The sequence below is a fragment of the Streptococcus parasanguinis genome, assembly GCF_032163505.1.
Lineage (GTDB): Bacteria > Bacillota > Bacilli > Lactobacillales > Streptococcaceae > Streptococcus > Streptococcus parasanguinis_V.
The window spans coordinates 339,075-361,321 of the sequence record NZ_CP134147.1 but is presented as its reverse complement, the minus strand read 5'-3'; the positions used below and the strand labels follow the sequence as shown (position 1 = coordinate 361,321).

At 40.7% G+C, this 22,247-nt stretch carries 18 protein-coding genes; 4 read left to right on the top strand and 14 right to left on the bottom strand.

The genetic code is table 11. The annotated features are described in order from the left end of the window. Positions 1–17: 17 nt before the first annotated feature. The 3 genes from RIN70_RS01890 to RIN70_RS01880 all read right to left on the bottom strand — a co-directional run bounded on the left by RIN70_RS01890 (position 18) and on the right by RIN70_RS01880 (position 5,942). Positions 18–878, bottom strand: coding sequence for an Rgg/GadR/MutR family transcriptional regulator (locus RIN70_RS01890; RefSeq protein WP_313790639.1), 861 nt, complete (start codon positions 876–878; stop codon positions 18–20). Positions 879–1,589: 711 nt separating this feature from the next. Beyond that, positions 1,590–1,961 (bottom strand): hypothetical protein, encoded by a 372-nt coding sequence (locus RIN70_RS01885; protein WP_003004846.1) that lies wholly within the window; start codon positions 1,959–1,961, stop codon positions 1,590–1,592. A 141-nt stretch (positions 1,962–2,102) separates the two neighbouring features. Next, entirely contained in the window at positions 2,103–5,942 is a 3,840-nt protein-coding gene (locus RIN70_RS01880; protein ID WP_313790638.1) for an SEC10/PgrA surface exclusion domain-containing protein, read from the bottom strand. Between the two features lie 160 nt (positions 5,943–6,102). On the opposite strand from RIN70_RS01880, the gene RIN70_RS01875 reads away from it, so the two are divergent. Continuing rightward, the gene (locus RIN70_RS01875) at positions 6,103–6,429 is read left to right on the top strand and encodes a helix-turn-helix domain-containing protein (RefSeq protein ID WP_003010093.1); all 327 of its coding nucleotides are present in this window, start codon (positions 6,103–6,105) and stop codon (positions 6,427–6,429) included. Positions 6,430–6,665: 236 nt separating this feature from the next. Then, complete coding sequence (locus RIN70_RS01870; protein ID WP_195228018.1) at positions 6,666–7,883, top strand: tyrosine-type recombinase/integrase; 1,218 nt, start codon at positions 6,666–6,668, stop codon at positions 7,881–7,883. 110 nt (positions 7,884–7,993) lie between these two features. Here the strand turns inward: RIN70_RS01870 and rpsI are convergent, their stop codons facing one another. The 5 genes from rpsI to rlmB all read right to left on the bottom strand — a co-directional run bounded on the left by rpsI (position 7,994) and on the right by rlmB (position 11,126). Beyond that, positions 7,994–8,386 carry a 30S ribosomal protein S9 gene (rpsI, locus tag RIN70_RS01865; protein ID WP_002893764.1) on the bottom strand — a complete coding sequence of 131 codons (393 nt, stop codon included), beginning with the start codon at positions 8,384–8,386 and terminating at the stop codon, positions 7,994–7,996. An 18-nt stretch (positions 8,387–8,404) separates the two neighbouring features. After that, on the bottom strand, positions 8,405–8,851 hold the full coding sequence (gene rplM, locus RIN70_RS01860) for a 50S ribosomal protein L13 (RefSeq protein ID WP_002876943.1): 447 nt from the start codon (positions 8,849–8,851) through the stop codon (positions 8,405–8,407). 152 nt (positions 8,852–9,003) lie between these two features. Beyond that, on the bottom strand, positions 9,004–9,867 hold the full coding sequence (locus tag RIN70_RS01855) for a DegV family protein (protein ID WP_003010076.1): 864 nt from the start codon (positions 9,865–9,867) through the stop codon (positions 9,004–9,006). Continuing rightward, the gene (locus RIN70_RS01850; protein WP_014712893.1) at positions 9,867–10,379 is read right to left on the bottom strand and encodes an NYN domain-containing protein; all 513 of its coding nucleotides are present in this window, start codon (positions 10,377–10,379) and stop codon (positions 9,867–9,869) included. The genes RIN70_RS01855 and RIN70_RS01850 overlap by 1 nt, the downstream gene beginning before the upstream one ends. Positions 10,380–10,397: 18 nt before the next feature. Further along, complete coding sequence (gene rlmB, locus RIN70_RS01845) at positions 10,398–11,126, bottom strand: 23S rRNA (guanosine(2251)-2'-O)-methyltransferase RlmB (RefSeq protein WP_003010074.1); 729 nt, start codon at positions 11,124–11,126, stop codon at positions 10,398–10,400. A gap of 96 nt (positions 11,127–11,222) precedes the next feature. Between rlmB and RIN70_RS01840 the strand changes: the two genes are divergently transcribed. Both RIN70_RS01840 and RIN70_RS01835 read left to right on the top strand, forming a co-directional pair. Then, positions 11,223–12,185, top strand: a complete 963-nt coding sequence (locus tag RIN70_RS01840) for an aromatic acid exporter family protein (RefSeq protein WP_313790637.1) — start codon at positions 11,223–11,225, stop codon at positions 12,183–12,185. A 114-nt stretch (positions 12,186–12,299) separates the two neighbouring features. Then, positions 12,300–15,530: an LPXTG-anchored zinc carboxypeptidase gene (locus RIN70_RS01835; protein ID WP_313790636.1), complete on the top strand. Its 3,231-nt coding sequence runs from the start codon at positions 12,300–12,302 to the stop codon at positions 15,528–15,530. 327 nt (positions 15,531–15,857) lie between these two features. On the opposite strand, the gene RIN70_RS01830 is transcribed toward RIN70_RS01835, so the two are convergent. The 6 genes from RIN70_RS01830 to RIN70_RS01805 form a co-directional block, all read right to left on the bottom strand. Next, a complete protein-coding gene (locus RIN70_RS01830) occupies positions 15,858–17,525 on the bottom strand; it encodes an alpha-glucosidase (protein ID WP_313790635.1) in 1,668 nt (555 codons plus the stop codon). 66 nt (positions 17,526–17,591) lie between these two features. Beyond that, positions 17,592–18,722 (bottom strand): ABC transporter ATP-binding protein, encoded by a 1,131-nt coding sequence (locus RIN70_RS01825; protein WP_048790010.1) that lies wholly within the window; start codon positions 18,720–18,722, stop codon positions 17,592–17,594. 125 nt (positions 18,723–18,847) lie between these two features. Further along, positions 18,848–19,708, bottom strand: coding sequence for a helix-turn-helix domain-containing protein (locus RIN70_RS01820; protein WP_048790009.1), 861 nt, complete (start codon positions 19,706–19,708; stop codon positions 18,848–18,850). Further along, positions 19,708–20,103, bottom strand: a complete 396-nt coding sequence (locus RIN70_RS01815; protein ID WP_048790008.1) for a Mini-ribonuclease 3 — start codon at positions 20,101–20,103, stop codon at positions 19,708–19,710. Before RIN70_RS01815 ends, RIN70_RS01820 begins: the two co-directional genes overlap by 1 nt. Continuing rightward, a complete protein-coding gene (gene cysS / locus RIN70_RS01810; protein ID WP_313790634.1) occupies positions 20,096–21,439 on the bottom strand; it encodes a cysteine--tRNA ligase in 1,344 nt (447 codons plus the stop codon). The genes RIN70_RS01815 and cysS overlap by 8 nt, the downstream gene beginning before the upstream one ends. A 41-nt stretch (positions 21,440–21,480) precedes the next feature. Then, positions 21,481–22,245: a nucleoside phosphorylase gene (locus RIN70_RS01805; protein WP_070449743.1), complete on the bottom strand. Its 765-nt coding sequence runs from the start codon at positions 22,243–22,245 to the stop codon at positions 21,481–21,483. Positions 22,246–22,247: the final 2 nt, after the last annotated feature.

Here is a 22,247-nt window from a genome sequence, read left to right as displayed (position 1 = left end):
ATTCCCTTATACACAATTTATTCTAAATCGTTCAACACTTGTTCTAAATGATGTTCAAACGTACATGCTAACTGTTGACTATTTACTAATTTCATTGTTGCGATACATTTTCTCATCTCAATTAAAGCATATTGATTATGAGTTTTCTTTAAATCGTACAAATTTTTCGCATAATGAAACACTAGTTTTTCATAAATTTCAGTTTCTGAGAAGTTACAAAATTTTAGTTGTTTTTCAAAATAAAGAGCATCTATTAGCTCGTTTCGTTCAATACATGTTATATAGGCATTTAACAACATGGTCGATAGTAAACGACGATTATTTGGAATATCTCTATAAAATTCAGAGCGATGGCACATTTCTTTTGATAAAACCATCATAGTTTCATGATTTAAAACATCTAATGTATTCATAAACAACAACAATTCATAACACCCCCAGTATTCTACAGAAAATAAGTACTCACTGATAAAACTAATATCTTGATCTGTCACATAGATCTTTCCTGATAAGTCCTGTAAACGAATCTTAACCAAAATCGTATTTAGCTCATAAAAAGGGCCTTTCTTCTTTTTATTTTCCAACAAACTAATCAGTAAATTTTCCATACCAACGATATCTCGCTTTGCTACTAATAAACGAATTTTCTCTAACAATTCATTAAAGTCATCTCTATGAAAATCGCGCGCCGCGTATATAAATTCTTCAATTGGCATATTAATTGCTTCAAGTGCTAAAATGAATTTAGTAATAGTTAAATCAGCCTCTTCATGCTCAAACCTTGACAGGTGAGAACTTGATACTCCACATTTAGAAACATCTTTTAGTGACAGTCCTCTTGATTCTCTAAATTTTTTAAAAATTTTTCCGAATTTCATTTAAAGTACCTCTTAAATTGTGTATAAGGGAATTTATTACAATATCTTGAATAACATTATATCATAGGAGAAAAAGAAAAGAGGTTGCTATTATGAATAAAAAATTATTTTTTTACTTATCTTTAGTAATACTTGGAGGAATCATAGTTATAGGAGTTGGATAATTTCACTCTCTTATAAAAATTCTAGTGACAAGCATGTCGCTAGAATTTTTATAGTGTTTGACGTGCAAATAAATTAATCTAACGAAAACTATCTTTTTAAAATCAATTATTTTAAAGGTCTTTTTAATATCATTCGTAAAGTCATTCTCAAAGTTCCGTCTTTTAATTTAAATATATCTTTTTAAAATTTACCAAGCAATTTACTGATAAGCTCGTTCTCTGAGGCAAAAATAATATTACAATATATAAGGTTATCTATTTTATATTATCTACTAAAATCATTTCTCTCGAGCCTCACAGAGTTAGACAGACTAATAGTCTCACAATAAAAAAGAGCAATAGATAGATTGCCATTTTGTAGGTTGGACACCATATAGTTAAAAATCTTAAGAACACTGATGTAGCGCTATTCTTAAGATTTTTTTACTTTTTCTATTTGATAAAATCTCAATAAAAAAGACTTAGAATCATGTTAACAATAACATTAATTCCAAATCCTTTTATTATTTATCTTCTAACTATATTTAAGATAGATACTTAAATTATATTACTGTTTTTCAAAAGTTCCGTCTGCTACACGAAAATCACTGTTAACAGTTTCAATTGAATTAAATTGAATCTTTAAATATTTTACTTCTTTTTCATCTTTTCCAGGTAATTCAGCTTTTGCACTCGCTGCACTAGAAACCTTTAATTTGACATATTTTCCAGCGATTTTCCAAGTTCCATCTCTAGATTCGTCTTTATTATTTGTTACTTCTAGTGTTTTATCGCTATTGAAAACGATAGTTGAATCGTGTTTACTATCATACCAAGTACCAATAATTTGCTTCTCTGGTCCTGAATTTTGATTCAAGAAAAAGAATACCCCACCGGCAACCGCAAGTACTAAAACAACTAAAGCAATAATTTTTTTCATTATTTTTCCTCCTATAAATATCTAAAGATATTAATTATTTTTTTCATATACCTAGTTTCACTAAAATCATTAGTAAAAAATCAAATTTTGAATGATAAACTTTTATTCATTACTACAATAAGAAATACTTACCAGCTTTTATTAATCACGCTGTTTCCGTGATACTGAAATACCAAAACTACAAAGAACAATTCCCATTGCAAACACTAACCAATTCTCAATTGAACCTGTATTAGGCAAGGCTCTATTTGCAGCATATTTAGCTTGATTTCCAGCATAGCTATATACTTGTTCGTTAGAAGTATTTTCTGATATACTCTTTTCTAACGCAGGATTAAGAGAAATCATCTTGTGATCTACTTTATCGTTAAAGACTTCGCTTTGTCTTGTACGAGTATTTAAATAGGCTTCCCTAACAGCTTCATATTGTGCAGTTGCATCCAATTGATCTTGTAGAAGTGTTTTAAGTTTAGCTTCCTCTCTTGCTACATTCTCAAGTGTTAAACGGTGCTCTTCAACTGCATTGTCATATGCTCCTTTTGCTTTCATCAAATATGCATCTGCATTTTCAAGATGATCCAAAAGTGTTTCTAAAGCAACTAAGTTAGTCTTTAATTTAGAAATTTCATTCTTAATTTGACTTTCTTTAGCTTTTAACTCTTCAACTTTATTCTGACGGTTTCTGAGTTCTGCTTCATCCGTAGCTTTTTTAGCTTTAAGATCTGAAAGAACTTTAAGTTCTTTATCCAATTCTACACGCGCATCTGCTAAAACTTTTTGTTTTGTTTGAATATCTGCATTTAGATTTTCAACTGCTGATTGTGCTTTTGCATAACGAGTCTTGGCAGCAACTAATTGTTTAGAAGTTTCATCTAGATTCTTTTGTGCAAGAGGTGTCTTATCAGAGATTGAGTTTAATCTTGCAATCGTTTGACGTGTAGTATTTAAGGCTGCCAAATGTTTTTCATGAATTTTAGTTACTTCATCTAAATTGTTTCTTGCTGTCTTATCTGCTGCTATTGCTTTTTCAAGCTCCTCTTTTGCAGTTTCTAATGCTTTTTGCTTAACTTGAAGGTCTGCATTTAAGTTATCCAGAGCTGTTTGAGCTTTGATATATCTTGTTTCAGCTTCTTCTTTTAGTTGTTTCGCATTGTCGTATTTCTTCTGTGCACCTGGAGTTTGATCAGGAACTGACATCAATTCTGCTACTAGTTTTTGAGTTTGTTTCAGATTTTGATTTGCATTTTGATTTTCTACTTTTGCTTTTTCAAGATCAGATTTAGCTTTTACTTCTGCTGTTGTGGCCTGGTCTAAATTATCTTTTGCATTTGCTAAAGCTTGACGCTTGCTTTGAATATCAGCATTTAATTGATCAAGTGCATCCTGAGCCTTATTAAATTGGGTTTGTGCTTCATTATAATTTTGTGTAGCGATTTCCAATTTTGTAGTAGCTGCAGGTGTTTGATCAGGAGTAGCTTTTAGAGCATCTAATTTTGCTGTCGTTTCTTTGAGAGCTTTTGTACTTGAATCATTTTCTGATTTAGCTTTTTCCAAACGATTCTGTGCAGAATCATTTGCCGTATTTGCTGCAGTCTGTTTAGCTTTAGCAGCTGTTAATTCATCTTCCATTTTTGAAGTATCAAATGGAGTAGCTAGAGGTTTGGCAATTCCTTTATCATAATAGTCGTCAATGAACTTAGAGTGATACTCACCTGTTTGTTCATCTTTAATATAATCGAAATGGCTAGATTGACCTTTGAATTTAATAAAATGCATTCGACCAACGCCACTAGGTGTTAGGCTATTTGCTACCCCGACTGCTTGTATATTTGAAGGAGCTTTCTCTCCAATCATTAATCTCATATGTCCAAAATATGCATGTACATCATTTGCCATAAAGCTAATTACAGCATCATATACCTCGCGATACAATTGAGACATTGTAGCTTTTCGTGTTTCTTTTGCTTCTGAATAATAAGCACTAAAACCTAGTAATGTATTATTGAAGCTCATATTTTCGCCAGCCCAAGCGATTGAATCCAATCCATCTTTTGCAAGAGCTGTCACACTATGACTTGTACCAAATGGTTTATTCTCATCAGCATAAGCTTTTGCGATATTTTTAACACCTTGAACAGATTCTTTAGTAACTATAAAATCATGGCTTCCCCAGACTTGGTCTTGCAGATTGTTTGCGAGAAGCACATAATATTGACTCAAAGCTTCAATCTGTTTATCTGTAAGATTATCCAAATCGACTTCAGAGTCATCGATAGGCAAAACAATATCCTTATTTGGCCAACCTTTGATAACAATATTTTGGTGTTCAGGAGAATATTCCGTCTCTGGAGTACCAAAATCATACTTACTACCTGTGAACCATTTTTGAATAACATCGTTTAATGCATTTTTATTTGCATCAGAATTATCGGCAAGATAAGCCTTGTAAGCATCAATGACATCTTGAGGCAATTGAGGAATAGTGAGATTTTTAATTGCTGCAATTTGTTTATTCAGCATTTCAACTGATTGATCAGCTTTCTCTTTATTCTCTTTTGCTTCCTGAGCCGCTGATGTAGCACTCGCTAGCTCATTTGAAGTTTCATTTACTTTTGCCTCTTCTTGGTTTTTCTTAGTAGTTAAAGCTGAAATTTCTGAAGCTTTTTTAGCATCATTTTCTTTAGCTGTTTTGAGCTCTTCTTCTGCACGAATCTTACTATTTTGTTTATTTGCTAAATCATTTGCTTTACTATCTCGATTTGCAATTGTTTGGGCAAGTTGTGATTCAGAAGCTTCAAGATTACTTTGAGCTGAAACCTTATTTTCTTGAGCTTTCTTTAGATTCTCTTGTGCTTGTTTTTGTTTTTCTTCAGCAGATGACAAGTTTGCTGCCGTTTCTTGATTTTTCTTTATTTGATCCGCTTCAACTGATTTTGCATTTTTTAGTGCAGTAGCTTTTTTATCGTCCGCTTCTTTGGCACGATCAAGTTCTTGTTTCGCTGTATTTTCAGTTGCTGTTTTAGCATCTATATTTTTCTTAGCCGCATCACGTTCTGCTACTATTTCTTCGACGCCTGTACCGTCTAAAACCTTCTGAGCAGTTTCTTTCTCTTTTTGAGCCTTCACTAATGCACTCGCTGCTTCTTCTGCAACCTTTTTAGCATCTGCTAATTGTTTAGCAGAAACTTGACTAGCACTAAGTTGCGTTTTTTCATCAGCAGAAGCTTTACTGAGTTCTTCGGCTTTATTTTTGTCTTCGTAAATGGCATTTTCCAAAGCCTCTTTCGCTGCTGATTCTGCTGATTCTTTTTCAGCTACATCACTTTTTGCTTTGTCTCTTTCAGCAATGATTTCCGATGCTCCAGTACCATCAAGATTTTTTTGTGCAGTTGCTACTGCTCCCTCAGCTGTCGAAACTTTCTTTTCTTGCTCTGAAATTTTATCTTGATCTTTTTTAATAACATCTGATTGCTGATTACGTTCTTTCTCAGCTTCTAGAACTTTATCAGATGCATCTTTTAGTGATGTTTCCTTTTTCTCAATATCAGCTTTTACTTCTGATATTTCATTCTTCGTTTTTTCAATTTTTTCAGGCGTAGCTAATTCTTTATTCGCCTCAGCATTCTTTAAGTCAACATTTGTATCGGAAACTTTTGATGCAGCGGTTGCTTCCGAAGCCTTAGCGTTTTCTAATGCACTTTCTTGATTTGAAACCGATTGATCCGTTTCTTCCTTGATCGTTCTTGCTTCTTCTACAACTTCAGAAGTTGGCGTTTTCGTTACAGTTGCAATTCCATTATGGACAAATACCCCGTCTACTTGTTTTATATTTGTAGACGAAGGAGACGTCGATTCAACACTTAATGTTGACTCATTTGGCTGAGTTGCAGTTACTTCATCCGCTTGTACAACAGAAAATCCCGCAAAAGCTGTAGCTATTGATACAGCGGATACAGTTGCTTTGATCGTTTTCTTTTTCATAATTCCCACCTTTATGATTAAGTATTGAGCAATTTATCACTATCTAATTATAAACACCCGAATTATACTACATTTTATCAACTTTGTAAAGTTGTATCCAACCTTTTAAGAACTAGAATCTAACCTTCTAAGACTGTAAAATAGTCTTACGAGGTTACAAATGTCAAAATTACAAAAGTATATAAGCAAAAGAATACGGATTCTGCGGACCCAGTCAGGAATGACTCAGGAACAATTAGAAGAAAAAGCAGATCTTGGCACCAATTACGCGTATAAGTTAGAAAATTTAGAGCCCAATATAAAAATTAGTACGCTTGAGAAAATTATAGAAGCGTTAAATGTTGATCTACAAACCTTTTTTGATTTAACACTTAAAGAAGAAAGTACTGATTTAGCACAGCTTATTGACACTATCAAATCTTTACCAGAGTACAAACAAAATAAAGTCATTTCAGCTATTAACACAATTATTAACGAGACAAAATAAAAAGAGTGGAAAAGGATAAGTATAAAACTATTCCTTTCCCACTTTTTTTCAAAGAAAAAAAGGGTTGAAAATGAAATTTCAATCCCTTTTTGTTAACTTTTTTACATAAATTAGCATAGAAAATGAAATAAAGAATAAATTGGTCAGTGGTTACAAAATCAGTAGCATTATAACCGTGGTTTGATATAATTAAGCCACGGTATTTTTCTAGCTCAATTCAAAAAAAGGAGAATACTATGTCAATTACAAAAACTAAAAATGGAACTTATCGCTTACGTATCTATATCCCAGAAGAAGTCAAATCATCATTGGGAATTGATAAAAAAGTGATTGAAAAACGTTTCAAACTAAGGAGTGAGGCTAAAAAATACGAACTTGAATTACAAAACAGGATTGATAAAATTTTAAGCGGAGATTCAACCTCATTGGAAACAAATGGTTCAATCCTCTTTTCCGATTTTTATCAAAACGTTTGGTGGGAATCCTACAAAGCAGGTCAGACTACTTCTACTGCTAAACCACCTTCTCAAGCAACTATAGTTGGAACAGAAATTGCTTTTAGAAAACACATCTTACCCTTACTTGGGAATTATTCAATAGACTTTCTTAATCAAAATAAGCAAGTTGTACTAAATTTATTGACTCAAAAGGCTGAAGAATATGCCAACTTCAAAGTTATCAGGAGCTACGTTAACTCTATCTTTGACTGGGCAGAAGAATTAGAGTATATCGAAACTAATCGCCTATCAAAAACTATAAGCCGTATCAAAGCCACTAAGAAAATCAAGCTACAGGAATCTAAAAAAGATGAAGATTTATATCTATCTCAAGAAGAACTTCAAGCATGGTTTACAGCTTTTGAAAAGGATTTGGAGACTGAAAAAATTCTATTCAAAGACTATGTTTTGTTCTATACTACCTTCTTTTTAGGAGATAGAAAGTCAGAGAGCTACGCTTTGCAATGGAAACATATTGATTTCAAAAATCAACAAATTCAATTGCTTCAAGCCTTAGATCGATATAAAAATCGAAAGTCAACTAAAGGGAATAAAAAGACGATTTTTTCGATTCCACAAGAACTTACCGACTTGTTAAATTCTTGGAAGAAGCAACAAAAATCTGAACTGGCTTCATTTAACATCATGCAAACTCCTGAACAGTATGTTTTTACGTATATTGATACAAAGGGAAATGTAAACAGTTGTCTCCATGCTGATTATCTTAACAACAAGATGAAATCTGTTAAGCGTCGTCATCCAGAACTCACACATGCAACCCCTCATAAATTACGACATACAGGAGCTACACTCGCTAAACAGGCTGGAACCTCTATGGAAGCTATTTCTGAAGCACTCACTCATAGTGATACGATTACAACTAAGACTTATGTCAACACTTCAAACGTAATCCCAATGGCTGTTGGAGAGATTGCTTATCGCTCCCTAAATAAATAATGGTGTGAATTTGGTGTGAAAAGTGGTGTGAATTTTCCTAAAAATCATCAAAAAAACACTCCATGGTGTGAACCATGAAGTGTTTCGAAACGTTGATATAATCGTTTTGATTAACGTTTTGAGAATTGTGAAGCTTTACGAGCTTTCTTAAGACCTGGTTTCTTACGTTCAACTTTACGTGAGTCACGTGTAAGAAGTCCTGCGCGTTTCAATGAATCGCGGAAGTCTGGGTCTACTTGAAGAAGGGCACGAGCGATACCGTGACGGATAGCTCCTGCTTGACCAGCGTATCCACCACCTACAACGTTAACGAAAACGTCGTATGAACCTGCAGTTGAAGTAACTGCGAATGGTTGGTTGATTACAAGACGAAGGTCAGCGTGTGGGATGTACTCTTCAACATCTTTTTTGTTAACAGTGATTTTACCAGTTCCTGGAACAAGGCGAACGCGTGCAACAGCGTTTTTACGACGTCCAGTACCTGCATATTGTGCTTGTGACATACTTTATTGTTCCTTTCCTTAGATAAGTCCTGAAATATCAAGAACTTCTGGTTGTTGTGCAGCGTGAGTGTGCTCAGCTCCAACGAATACTTTCAATTTCATACCTTGAGCGCGGCCAAGAGTATTGTGTGGAAGCATACCTTTAACTGATTTCTCGATCAAACGTACTGCATTTTTAGAACGAAGTTCACCAGCAGAGATTGATTTCAATCCACCTGGGTGGTTTGAGTGAGTGTAGTAGATCTTATCAGTTGCTTTTTTACCAGTCAATTTAACTTTTTCAGCATTGATAACGATTACGAAGTCACCTGTATCAGTGTGAGGTGTGAATGTTGGTTTGTTTTTTCCGCGAAGCACGCTAGCAACAACTGCTGAAAGGCGTCCAAGAGGTACATCAGTTGCGTCAACAACGTACCATTTGCGTTCTACTTGGCCTGGTTTAGCCATGAATGTAGTTTTGTTCATGATTTCTCCTATATGAATGTCGTTTTTGTTTACAGGGCGGATGTTCCGGTCCGCAAGTTATTTGAAAGGTTCCGGGGCCTTACAAATGGGGTAAACAATACCGCCTACTATTGTATCAAAATTCTAAGATAAAAGTCAACCGATTTGGAAAATTATTTGCGATTTTCTTTTCCAATGACAAATCCGATCAAGGAATTCGGGCCGACGTGGGCTGAAATAACCGGTCCAAGAGGCATCACGAGAACTTCATCGATGCCTTCAAGCGCAAGCATTTCTTGCTTCAGTGCTTCGGCTCCTTCTAGATCGTTGGTATAAGATACCAAGGCTGTGCTTTCACCGATATCTGCTTTGATCAGCTCCAGTAATTCCCGGACAGCTTTTTTGCGTCCCCGAACCTTGCTAATAGGGACTAATTTCCCTTCCGCATCTATCCAGAGAATGGGTTTGATGCTGGCCAAACTTCCCATGATCGCGGCACTTTTTGAGAGACGGCCGCCACGCATGAGGTGGTAGAGGTCATCAACTAGGAAATAAGTCCGCAGTTTTGGCGCTAGGTCCATGATTTCTTCTTTGGCTTCTGCTAATGAACGACCTGCATCACGCGCAGCTACTGCTCGCATGACCAGATAACCCTCTCCAATCCCAGCAGCCTTCTGATCGACAATCTCGATCACGGCTTCCGGGTAGTCTTCTAAAACCAGGTCTCGTGCCATGACTGCACTCTGATAGGTCCCAGATAAGACTGATGAAAAGGCCACATAAAGCAGATCTTTTCCTTCTTTGGCAAATTGTTTAAAGGTTTCCTGAAATTGGCCCACATTGACCTGACTGGTTGTCGGTTTGGCCCCATTTTTCATGGCTTCTAAAAGCTCCGGGCTGGTCAATTGAGCTTGGCCTACTGTCTGGTAAACCGTCCCATCTAACTCAATGGTCAACCCAAGAATGGTCACCTGATGTTCCTTGGCCCAGTTCTGGTCTAAATCTGCGGTCGAATCGGTTAAAATAGCAAATGTCATTACTTGTCTCCCATCATTTCTTGTAATTGTCGCAATACTTGGTGATCGAGCGGTCGCATGGGTGGTTTTTGATCGTTGACCACTCGCTGCGCCTGATTGAGGTTTCCTTTGACGACTGCGACCCGTTTTTCTAACTCTCTGGCAGATACCCGAAGGGCCCCTTGAGCAAAGACGGTCCATTGCTCATTTAAGTCACTGGTCGCTACCGATACTTGGTGGAGGGGCGTGTTAAGCTCTGCCGCCAAGCGCTCGATATAGTCATCTGCCGTCTCATCCTCACCGGTAAAGACCACCTGAACATTGAACTCCTCATAGGTCTGCCGCACTCCTGGCATATACTGGGCATCAAAGACACAGATGACTTCGATCCCCTCAAAGCTAGCATAGTGGCTCAGTTTTTGCAGGAGGATATTGCGGGCTGCATCGAGCTCACTTTTTTGAAAGAGCTGGCGGGTCTCCTGCCAAAAGGCAATCATATTGTAGCCGTCAACCAATAAGATTTTTCGTTTCATATCATTGCCTTTCTAGAATTATAGTCGATTGCGAAAGACCTCATACATAAGGATAGCTGCTGCCACGCTGGCATTGAGGCTTTGCACATGACCATTCATAGGAATGGTGATCATCTCATCGACTTGTTTTTTGATGTTGGCCGAGATCCCTTTTCCTTCATTGCCAATGATCAAGGCTAACTTGCCAGCCGTATTCCACTGGTGAGATGGCGTGCCGTTCATGTCAGTCCCAAAGATCCAGAAGCCCTCTTCCTTTAGCTTGTCTAGAGTTTGACTGAGATTGGTCACACGCGCAATGGGAATGTGTTCCACCGCTCCGGTAGAAGTTTTTGAAACCACTGGAGTTACCCCGACTGCACGGTGCTTAGGAATGATGACGCCTGAGACATTGGTCGCATCAGCTGTCCGTAAGATAGATCCAAGATTGTGTGGATCTGTCAAACCATCGAGAATCAATAAAAGTGGGTTCTCTTCTTGGGCTGTCTGTTTCAGAATCGCTGCCAAGTCTGTGTAAGCAAAGGCTGCCACACGGAGAACGAAGCCTTGGTGAACAGCTCCTTCCGTCATTTCCTGCAGGGTTTTCTTTGGCGTCCAAGAAATCGACACTTTTTTCTCAGCTGCTAAGGCCTTGATTTTGTCGACATTTTTTCCTCGGAGGTCTTCTTGAATATATAATTTATTGCCTGTATTGGCTTGTAAAGCCTCGGTGACTGCGTGGACACCGTATACGATATCGTTATTTTCCATAGAACTAGTATACCACAAGAAAGGAGGAAGAGGCCAATTCATGATATAATGAAATCAACTCTATCTCATCGAAACCAGCAAAATAGAAAGGAAGCCATGCCTCTTTTTCAACGAACCATCAAACTCACCTTGGCCACCTGTTTAGCAGCGGCCCTGGCTTATGCTCTGGGCTTGACCTATGCCATCTCAGCTGGCGTCATTGCCATCTTGAGTATCTCTGATACGCGTCGCAGTACCATCAAGCAGGCCTACCAGCGCTTTATGTCGACCTTACTGGCCCTTGCTATCGGAAGTCTCGCCTTTTCTTTATTAGGGTTCAACCTCTGGGCATTGGGAGTCTTTATCGCTCTTTATGTCCCTTGTGCCTTTTTATTGGGTTGGCAGATCGGCATCACGCCAAGTACGGTGCTGGTCACCCATCTCTTGATTGAGCAGTCTACTTCCTGGGGGCTCTTGCTCAATGAACTTGCTCTCTTTTTGATAGGGACCAGCTTTGCCCTGCTGGCCAATCTCTATATGCCTTCTAATCAGGGAGCGATCGATCATTACCATAATGTTGTCGAAGACCAACTAAAGAAGATCCTTAGTCGTTTTGCGGAATTTCTTGGTAAAGGAGATGGTCGCAATGATGCTCGCTTGATTAAGGAGTTGGATGGTATTCTAAAAGACGCTTTGAATCTAGTCTATCTGGACCATTCCAACCACCTCTTTCACCAAACCAACTACCATATTCACTACTTCGAAATGCGCAAGCGGCAAAACGATATCCTGCGGGATATGGCAGAAAACGTCAACCGTTGTCAGTTAGCAGCGAGTGAAAGCATAATCCTGGCACAACTATTTAAGAAAACGGCCCAACAGTTAAGCCAGAAAAATCCTGCCCAAGATCTTCTAGATGATATTAGTCAGTATTTGGCGATCTTCCGTGAACGTCCTCTTCCTAAGACCCGTGAAGAATTCGAAACACGTGCCACCTTGCTCCAACTCTTAAGAGACTTAGAAACTTTTATCCAGGTCAAGGTTGATTTTTACCAACAATTTCATAAGGAGACAGAATAGACAAAGAAGCCCTTGCAAGATGCAAAGGCTTTTTTATTAGGGCAATTGTTGTAAACGCTTTCCTAAAATGGTATACTAGAACTGGAAAATAACTTTTTAAGGAGGGTCTTCTATATGAAGTCTTCGTATAAGAAACATTTGTACACTACAACACTCAGCCTCTCAGCGGCTGTCTTGCTTTCTGTTATCGGTCATGGCCAAGCTTCAGCCGATAGCGTAGAAACGCCTCAAACAGAACCGAGCACAGTCCTTGAAGCGACACCTACTTCTGAGCCACCTGTGACAGCCGAGACGACCAGTCCTTCTGTAGCTGAAAAAGAAGACACCGCAGTCACTGCCACTTCTGCGGAACCAGCAGCGACTTCTGATGTGGCTTCTACTACAGAAGTTGCTCCAACCCCTAGTCCAGTCACTAACCGTGCGACAACGACCGCTGACCAAGCGACACGATTGGCTGATAGCACCATTTATCTCTCTGAAAAGAGTACGATTGATGACAAAGTCCAAGAAAAAGCTCAAGCTGCTGGCAAGATCAACTGGACCTTAGACAATAAGCCTCTCTCTGAGTGGAAAACTTGGGATATGGAGACAGGAACACTGAGCAAGGATCCATTCCTTACCATCACAGAGACCGCAAACGGCAATGATCTGGATCTCCACATTGACGTGCAGGATCTCTTTGGTGAAGATCTCAGTCTTCGTAGCCCAAATAATATTCGCCGGACTTATCGCAACTACATCGGCAACCATGAACTAGTCGGGACCAATGCAGACTTGGGTGTGACCATCAATAAGACCCTTGTTTTTCGACCTTACCAAGACTACCATACGCATGAAGAGATGCTGGCTGCCATCGAAAAATCCAAGGAAGAAGCGAAACCCGATCGTTTAGTGCAGCTGGAAACCCTTGGCAAGAGTGCCCAAGGACGGGATATGAAGATGGGGATCGTGAGCAAGGACCAAGCCAGCATCGATCACTACCTGTCTAGTACCAACCCTACAGCCTTGACCAAGCCAAGCGAAATGCTGGCCGCACTAAAAGACAAGACCTTGGATTACAAATTACCTGTCTTAGTCCACAACACCCACGCAGATGAACAGCCAGGCATTGATATCATCACAGGCCTCTTCAATACCTTTGCGACCAAGGAAAAGGTGACCTTTAACACTACAGATGAAGCTGGAAATGCTAAAACTGTCACGCTAGATATTCCAAGCTTGCTCAATAAATTCATTTTCTTATTTGACTTCACGGAAAACCCAGATGGGGATGCTCTCAACCTGCGGGCCCTAGCAAACGGGCTCGATCCAAACCGGGATGCCAGCTACCAAACAAATCCGGAAGTTCGCACGGTTATCCAAATGATCAACAAGTGGAATCCGATTGCTCTCTACGACTTACACGGTTTTGTCAAAGAATTCTTAATCGAACCTGCAACGCCACCACATGATCCGAACTTTGAATACGATCTTCTGTCAGACCTGATGCTAGAAAATGCCCATCATATGGGACGGGCAGGAGTTGCCAATTCTAAATACAATAGTTACATCATTCCAAAACTGGATTGGGGCGATGGCTGGGATGACTCCTTCTCTGGCTATACAGGAGTTTATGCTGTCTACCATGGTATCTTAGGCCATACCATCGAAATTCCGGAAGGAAATGAAGAATCCTACAAAGCAGGTCGCAATGCTGTCCTAGGAGGGATTGACTTCCTCAACCAAGATCCGGACCGTCTCCTTGAGATGCGTCTCAACTTCTACCTGCGCGGTCTCAATAAAACCGAAGATCCAAAAGCCGAAAATGAACTGGTCGGCCCAAATGGAGAAATCGTTGGACGTGTGAAAAATGGTCGTCCGAAATTCTTCCCAGACTACTACGTCATCCCAATGAGCCTCGACAAAGACAACGATGCCCAAGAAGCCTTCAATATGATCGACTACTTCAAACGCAATGGTGTCCTCGTCAAGGAACTCAAAGAAGATATTGGCAACTATAAAAAAGGGGACTTAGTCATTGACATGGCCCAAGCCAAACGTGGCTATGCTAACCACATTCTCTACAAGGGTTCCAACGAATCTGCCTGGGCTGCTATGTACGCAGAGTTGCTGGTCAACTTCCCAGATATGAGAGGGTTCAAGTCCGAACCTGTCTTTGCGGATGGTCTTTTCAACGGAAAATTAGGAGAAGTCACCACCACCCGCGCCACTCGTACTTCTGAGATCGATCCAAAAGCTCCTTACTATGTAATCGCAAATACCTCAGCCAGTGCCGTTAAAGCTGTCAACCAGGCTATTGCACAAGGAAAATCCGTCTACCTAACAGATGATGGCTACATCGTTGACCGCGATACCTTTGCTTCGCTCCTACCAAACTATGCCATTTATGGGGATGCCCTCTACAAGGTGCCAAGCGGACCAACCTTGAAACCGATGAAGGTCTACTCTCCAAACTACCACTATAATTGGGCTGGAGTAGATGCTTCTGCTCATACTAGTCTAGTCCTTGAAAAATTAGGCTTCCAAATCGTCAATACTCCAGAAGAAGCGGATGTTGTTATTTTGGAAAGCAACCGCTTCGACGCTTCCATTTTTGGTAAGAAACCAACCCTTGTCATTGGTGGGGAAGCCATGCAAAAATTGGAAAAATTGGGAGTTCTTACAGGATTTGACGCTGAAAAATTAAAAGGCGGTAGCGACTACGAAGGCTTGATGAAAGCGATCATTGATGATCAGGATCCATTGACCAGCGGATACAAGAAGAATACCCTCTTCTACTCCAACTCAGGAAACTGGATTGAAAAGGTTCCAGAGCATTTCAAAACCTTGATGAGTATCGCTCCGAGCGACTACTACATTGCTGGCTGGTGGCCACATAACGATGTTCTAGCCAACAAAGTCATGGCGATCTCTGGAGAACTCATGGGACAACCACTCTTTGTCTATGCAGGAAATCCAACCAACCGTCAACACCCTGTCCACTTCTTCCGCTGGGTAACCAATGCGATCTTTGGCAGCAAGTTGGCAAGTTTGATGGATTACGTTCCAGCTAAAGAACCAGATCAAGTAGTGGTTCCAATTCATAACCAAACAAGCAATCCACAGCCAATCTTAGCCAAGAAGGACACTCCTAAAGTGCTCCTTCCACAAAAAGAAACGACAACTGAAAATGGAGAAAGCGTGCAAGCCTTGACTTACCAAGTAGGACAAAGCTTCCAAGAAAGTCCAGCCAAGGCACAATTGCCACAAACTGGAGAAGACACAACTGCACACTTCATTCTTTCAGGCTTCTTGTTAGCTGTAAGCGGAGGCTTCCTCCTCTTGAAAAAGAAAGAAGTTGAGTAAGTTCCAGCTTTAGACTTGGATGACATGAAAAGAACCTTCGCATCTGCGAAGGTTCTTTCTGGAGATAAAATATCTTTCAAAACTTTCCTTAGGTGAGTACGGACGTCAGCGAACTTCTTCGAAGTTCCATGACTTAGTTTTGAGCCTAAGATCTCAAAACTCCCGAGTGTTTGAAACAATAATGTTTCAAACACTTTTCTCACAGCGGAAAGCTTCAGTTTATACTTGACTGATTCTAAAGTATAGAAAACTTTTGTAAATTTCTCCAGAATATTTAATGAACATACTATTCTACATTAAATCCTAACACTGATGCAAAGATTCTCCTTATTCCACCAATTCCAACACAAGCGTTTGGTAAGGGGTCAATTCTAGCACTTGATTTCCTTCTTGGAATAGTCCTGCAGTGTTATTTAAAATGACCGTTTTAATCGTAGCTGGCAACTCCAGGGTGGCCTCACGATTTTGGAAATTGCTAATCACCAAGAGACGCTTGTCCCCACGGCGTTCGAAAGCAATGATGTTTTCACGGTCCCGATAAGCCGGGATCATATCTCCAAACCGAATGGTATTTCCGTATAGGGGATGGCGGTACAAGGCGGTCAGCTGCCGATAATAATTCAAGATGGAATTGGGATCCTTTTCCTGATCTTCCACATTGATGGCAACATCTGGTTTTGGACTGATCAACCAGGCTGGCCCATCGCTAAAGCCCAGACCTGGCTCTCTTGACCACTGCATGGGTGTCCGTGCATTATCCCGGCTGTATTTGGCGATAACTGCTAAGGCTTCTTCCTCGCTCAAACCAGCTTCTTTAGCCACATGGTAGCCATTGATAGTCGCGATATCATCAAAATCCTCCACCGATTCAAAGATTTGGTTTTCCATTCCAATTTCTTGGCCTTGATAGATAAAAGGAATTCCCTTGCGCAAGATTTGAATGGTTCCCAGGGCTTTTTTACTGGTATCGTTTACTGGACCTTCCGCGATATAGTGGGACACACCACGAGGTTCGTCATGATTCTCGATAATGGTAGAGAGGATCCCAATGCTATCCGCGCGCTCATAGGCTTGGAAAATACTTTCCTTGAGTTCATCTGCTGTTGGAAGAGTATGGTCAAACCAGCCCTTTCCTTCCTGCCCCAAGCAGGTTTGCTTGAAGTCAAAGATAGAAGAAAAGACACCGTCTTTTCCAATGAAGAAATGCAATTCTTCATCGGTTTCATTGAAAACTTCTCCTACAGTGAAAGCATTGTACTTGGCGAAGGTTCGCTCCTTTAACTCTTGCAAGAAAGGTTCAATCGATTGGGCATTCACTAGAGACTCCAGTACTGGGACCAAGCCATTTTCGCGATCAGACGGAAGCGAACGCCATTCTAGATCTTTTTTGATATTGATAATAGCATCGATCCTAAAGCCCGCGATTCCCTTGTCCAACCACCAATTGATCATCCTGTAAATTTCTTCGCGCAAGACAGGGTTTTGCCAATTGAGATCAGGCTGATCCTTGTGGAAAGAATGAAGATAGTATTTGTTGGTGCCAGGAACCGGCTCCCAAACACTGCCCCCAAAGTAACTTTCCCAGTTGTTGGGTTCTTTGTCACTTTCGATAAAATAAAAGTAATCCGCATAAGGGCCATCTGGATCCGCTAAAGCCTTTTGGAACCACTCGTGATGACTGGAGCAATGGTTAACCACCAAGTCCATAATGATAGAAATTCCTCGCTTCTTACCTTCCGCAATCAACTCTTCCATATCTTCCATGCTCCCAAAAAGGGGGTCAATGGCATAATAATCGGAAATATCATATCCCTGATCAATAAAAGGGCTCTTGTAAACAGGCGATAACCAGAGAATATCAATCCCCAACTGTTGAAGGTAATCGAGTTTTTCCGTGATTCCTTTTAAATCACCAACACCATCGCCATTGCTGTCCTTAAAGCTTTTTGGGTAAATCTGGTAAGCGACCTTCCCCTTCCACCAATCTTTTTCCATGTCTTGTCTCCTTAAAATGAAAGAGACCGAGACAAATCGTTTCAGTCTCTATAGTGTCAGTAGATATTAGTATACTGTCTTTTCAGTTTCTTTGTCGAAGAAGTGAGCTTTGTTCAAGTCAAATCCAAGCTCGATGGTTTCACCAGTTCCAAGATAGTCACGCGCATCCACTTTCGCGATGAATTCGTTGTCACCAACTTGGCAGTACAAGTGTGATTCAGAACCAAGCAACTCAGATACAGAGATGGTTGCTTTCACGACTGATTCTGGGAAAGTTTCAAGGAAAGCAGCTTCTGTATTCACGTCTTCTGGACGGATACCAAAGATCAATTCTTTACCATCATAGCCTTTTTCTTTCAAGACTTTCAAAGCACCTTCTGGAACTTTCAAATTCAAGCCGTTAGTAACGATGTAGCCACCTTCCAACTTGACGTTAATGAAGTTCATGGCAGGGCTTCCGATGAATCCAGCTACGAATTTGTTAACAGGGTTCTTGTACACTTCTTGCGGAGAACCAATTTGTTCCACACGTCCAATTGTACCAGTACCAGCTGGGTTTTTAGTCGCAGACATGATAACGATACGGTCAGCAAGTGTCATCGCTTCTGTTTGGTCGTGAGTTACGTAGATGGTTGTAGCTCCGATACGGCGGTGGATTTTCGCGATTTCAGCACGCATGGATACACGAAGTTTCGCATCCAAGTTTGACAAAGGTTCGTCCATCAAGAACACTTTTGCATCACGGACAATGGCACGTCCCATAGCCACACGTTGACGTTGACCACCAGAAAGGTCAGCTGGTTTACGATCCAAGAATTCTTTCAAGCCAAGGATTTCAGCTGCTTCTTGTACACGTTTGTCGATATCTTCCTTGCTGTATTTACGCAATTTCAAACCAAATGCCATGTTATCGTACACAGTCATGTGTGGGTAAAGAGCGTAGTTTTGGAATACCATGGCGATGTCACGGTCTTTAGGTGCTACGTTATTTACAACAGTACCATCGATGGAACATTCACCTTCTGTGATATCTTCAAGACCAGCGATCATACGAAGAGTTGTTGATTTACCACATCCTGAAGGACCTACGAAAACGATAAACTCTTTGTCTTTGATGTCCAAGTTAAAGTCTTCAACTGAATAGTGTTCGCTGTTGGGATATTTTTTGTAAATATTTTTAAGATTTAATTCTACCATGATGGTACTCCTTTGATTTTTATAGTTCTATTGTAAATGAAAACGCTTTACAATGCTATGGCAGATCTCACAAAAAAGAAAAAGAGTTTTGTGCAAGTTGCACAAAACTCTGGATTTGATTCCGTTTAAATCACATCTTGTAAGACCAAATGATAGCACAGGGCTAGATCGGTCAGATTTTTCAACTGGAGACCCGTCAACTCCTCCCACTTGTCAATCTTGTATTGAAGGGAATTGCGATGGAGATAAAGTTGCTGGGCCGCCTTGGTTACAACTGCCCCGTTGTCCCAGAGGGCAACAATGATATCCTGCAACTGGTCTTGACTCCCAATCAACTGATGCAAGCGTTCTTTGATAGGATGGAGATCCAAATCTGCCTGCTCAATTCCCCATAGGTAGAGTTGAGAAAAGCGGTAAACACCTTGATGCCCTTCTCGGATCCAGGCTCGAAAGGCTGCCCGTTCTGCTCGGATGACCGGGGATACTTTCCCAGCTTTTGACTCGGTCCATACCTGCCCGACCATGATGGATAAGCGAATATTAAAATCATACTCCATGGCAGAGACGGTATCTTTTAAGATATCAGCCACAGTCAGCGACTGCTCTTGATCTAGAATGAGTACATAGTCCTGTCCACTCAGTTGCAAGACTGCCCGAAAGTTGGGCAAAAGCGTCTGCATCATCTCTAACCAGGAAGCCGTCCCTTCCGCTGTCGAGTGCGAGAGGTGGCAATAGACAAGTTGCATTTTTTTAATGACTTGAGGGGCTTCTCCCTTTCCATCAATCAAGTATTGGTACCAAGGGTTGGGGGCAAAATCTTCCTCACTGCCCAACCAGGCAATCAATTGTTTCTCTCGTTCGGTTAGCTCTTCTTCCTTCAGTAGCAACCATTGCTGGGCCTGCAGAGGAATGGCTACATAACCAGCTGGTGGATTGGGGTGTTCCGTCACCTCTGCCTGAGGGAACCACTCTCTGATATTTTTCACTATTTTGTTCCTTCTTCCACTTTTTGGATACACCAAGCTACCAATTCCTCTAAGCGGTTGATTTCATCCATCAGATGCAGGTAACCCATGACCGCTTCAAAACCCGTCGACATGCGATAGGTCACGACATCTGCATTTTTTGCCTTGGTATGGCTATTGGTATTGCGACCGCGCTTATAGATCTCGACTTCTTTCTCTGTCAAAAGCTCTTCTTCCAACATCATCGCAATCAGACTAGCCTGGGCCTTGGCAGAGACGTAGCGGGTTGCAGCTTGGTGAAGTTTATTAGGCTTGGTCATCCCTTGAAAAATCAGGTGCTTACGAATATACATGGAATAGACCGCATCTCCCTCAAAGGCCAGGGCGATTCCATTGATTAGATTGACATCAATCACGTGTCCACCTTACACCTTCTTTTGTATCCAAGAGCTTGATTCTTTGCGCAGCCAATTCATCGCGAATGGCATCTGCTCGCGCAAAATCTTTCTTAGCCCGCGCTTCTTGACGTTCCGCGATCAAGGCTTCAATATCTGCATCCAAGACTTCCTCGACAAAGACCACTCCAAAGACTTCTAGCATCTTGGTCAAGGCATCCTTAACGTCTTGGTTGTAGTGACCTGAATTGATCCATTTGGTCAATTCAAAGACGACAGTAATTCCGTTCGCTGCATTGATATCTTCATCCATCGCCGCGATAAACTTGTCCACAAAGCCTTGCAAGTCTGCTGGATCCACTTCTCCTGTGAACGGTTGCTCATAGGTATTTTTCAAATACTTGAGGTTGGTCTCCGCATCGCGTACCGCTTTTTCTGTGAAGTTAATGGGCTTGCGGTAGTGCTGGGTCGCAAAGAAGAAGCGAAGGACTTGGCCGTCGATGGTCTTCAATGCATCATGCACAGTAATGAAGTTACCTAAGGACTTGGACATCTTGACATTGTCGATATTGACAAAGCCATTGTGCATCCAGTAGTTGGCAAAAGTTTTGCCTGTTTTGGCTTCAGACTGGGCAATTTCATTGGTATGGTGTGGAAACTCAAGGTCAGCTCCACCACCATGGATATCAATGGTATCGCCTAAAATCCCCGTTGACATGACTGAACACTCGATGTGCCAGCCAGGACGACCAGGTCCCCAAGGGCTGTCCCAAGAAACTTCACCCGGCTTCGCAGCTTTCCAAAGGGCAAAGTCGACTGGATTTTCCTTGCGAGCAGTTTCCTCATCTGTCCGACCAGAAGCGCCTAGCTCTAGGTCTTCCAAAGTTTTATTGGCTAACTTAGCATAGTTGTGAGATTTTTCCACACGGAAATAAACATCCCCTTGGCTCTCGTAGGCATAGCCTTTTTCGATCAAATCAGCGACAAAGCGAATGATGTCGTCCATAAACTCGACCACACGAGGGTGGCGGGTTGCAGGTTTGACCCCGAGAGCCGTCACGTCTTCACGAAAAGCCGCAATGTACTTGTCTGCCACTTCCTGAGGACTAATGCCTTCTTCTTTAGCACGGTTGATAATCTTATCATCCACATCTGTAAAGTTGGAAATGTAGTTAACCTCGTAGCCACGATACTCAAAATAGCGACGAATCGTGTCAAAGGCTACCGTTGAACGGGCATTCCCAACGTGGATATAGTTGTAAACTGTTGGCCCACAAACATACATGCGGACCTTTCCTTCTTCGATTGGGACAAATTCTCGCAAATCACGAGACATGGTGTCATAAATTTTTAACACGCTTCATTTCCTTTCTGTTTCTAGCTTTTGAATCTATATTCTCATTTTTCCAACTCTAACGCAATATCGACAGCAATCTTAAAGAAAGTCATAGCATCTGCTTTTCTATCTTCACGTCTAGCATCCCATTCATGATTGTGATGATCCACATAGTCAGCCGTGTAGAAAAATTGATAGACCTTGGCTTGTCGATATTGAGCCCAAGCCATGATAGCCGAAGCTTCCATATCTACAACTTTCGCTCCTGCTGCAAGTCTTCGTTTAACCTTAGCAGCTGTTTCACGGTAGAAGGCATCTGTCGTCCAAGCTTTAGTCCGAATGTGATCAATACCAGATTTGTTCAAAGCGTTCTCCAGAGTTGAGAGAAGCACTTCATCATAAGAAATTTCATCACTTGCTGGAGCATAGTGATAACTAGTACCTTCATCACGTAAAGCTGAACTTGGTATAATAATTTTATCTGCTTGAATAGACTGATCTAGAACTCCGCAAGAGCCCAAAACGATAAAGTTCTTAAAGCCTCTCGCTTTGAGTTCTTCTAAGAAACCCACAACCATTGGAGCTCCAATAGTAGCCATAGCAACTGCAAGTTTAAGTCCATCTACTTCATAGATATACCATGAAAATTTGCCATTTAGGTTGGTAAGATAGCCACCTTCATAGACTCCGTCTATCTGCTTTACTCGTTTAAGGATTTCTCCATTAAAAGACAGAATTATAGTATCACAGATTTCTCCACTACTAAGAAGGCTTCGGTCAGTTGGCTCGATAACAGCAGGTACATTTTCAAATTCTTCTAGTAACATTT

Excerpts from the sequence above, each read along its gene's own strand:
- rlmB (WP_003010074.1), bottom strand. The coding sequence starts at position 11,126 with ATGGAAAATAACGATATCGTATACGGTGTCCACGCAGTCACCGAGGCT.
- RIN70_RS01875 (WP_003010093.1), top strand. The coding sequence starts at position 6,103 with ATGTCAAAATTACAAAAGTATATAAGCAAAAGAATACGGATTCTGCGG.
- RIN70_RS01825 (WP_048790010.1), bottom strand. The coding sequence starts at position 18,722 with ATGGTAGAATTAAATCTTAAAAATATTTACAAAAAATATCCCAACAGC.
- rpsI (WP_002893764.1), bottom strand. The coding sequence starts at position 8,386 with ATGTCACAAGCACAATATGCAGGTACTGGACGTCGTAAAAACGCTGTT.
- RIN70_RS01835 (WP_313790636.1), top strand. The coding sequence starts at position 12,300 with ATGAAGTCTTCGTATAAGAAACATTTGTACACTACAACACTCAGCCTC.
- RIN70_RS01885 (WP_003004846.1), bottom strand. The coding sequence starts at position 1,961 with ATGAAAAAAATTATTGCTTTAGTTGTTTTAGTACTTGCGGTTGCCGGT.
- RIN70_RS01890 (WP_313790639.1), bottom strand. The coding sequence starts at position 878 with ATGAAATTCGGAAAAATTTTTAAAAAATTTAGAGAATCAAGAGGACTG.
- RIN70_RS01840 (WP_313790637.1), top strand. The coding sequence starts at position 11,223 with ATGCCTCTTTTTCAACGAACCATCAAACTCACCTTGGCCACCTGTTTA.
- rplM (WP_002876943.1), bottom strand. The coding sequence starts at position 8,851 with ATGAACAAAACTACATTCATGGCTAAACCAGGCCAAGTAGAACGCAAA.
- RIN70_RS01805 (WP_070449743.1), bottom strand. The coding sequence starts at position 22,245 with ATGTTACTAGAAGAATTTGAAAATGTACCTGCTGTTATCGAGCCAACT.
- RIN70_RS01870 (WP_195228018.1), top strand. The coding sequence starts at position 6,666 with ATGTCAATTACAAAAACTAAAAATGGAACTTATCGCTTACGTATCTAT.
- RIN70_RS01880 (WP_313790638.1), bottom strand. The coding sequence starts at position 5,942 with ATGAAAAAGAAAACGATCAAAGCAACTGTATCCGCTGTATCAATAGCT.
- RIN70_RS01850 (WP_014712893.1), bottom strand. The coding sequence starts at position 10,379 with ATGAAACGAAAAATCTTATTGGTTGACGGCTACAATATGATTGCCTTT.
- RIN70_RS01855 (WP_003010076.1), bottom strand. The coding sequence starts at position 9,867 with ATGACATTTGCTATTTTAACCGATTCGACCGCAGATTTAGACCAGAAC.
- RIN70_RS01830 (WP_313790635.1), bottom strand. The coding sequence starts at position 17,525 with ATGGAAAAAGATTGGTGGAAGGGGAAGGTCGCTTACCAGATTTACCCA.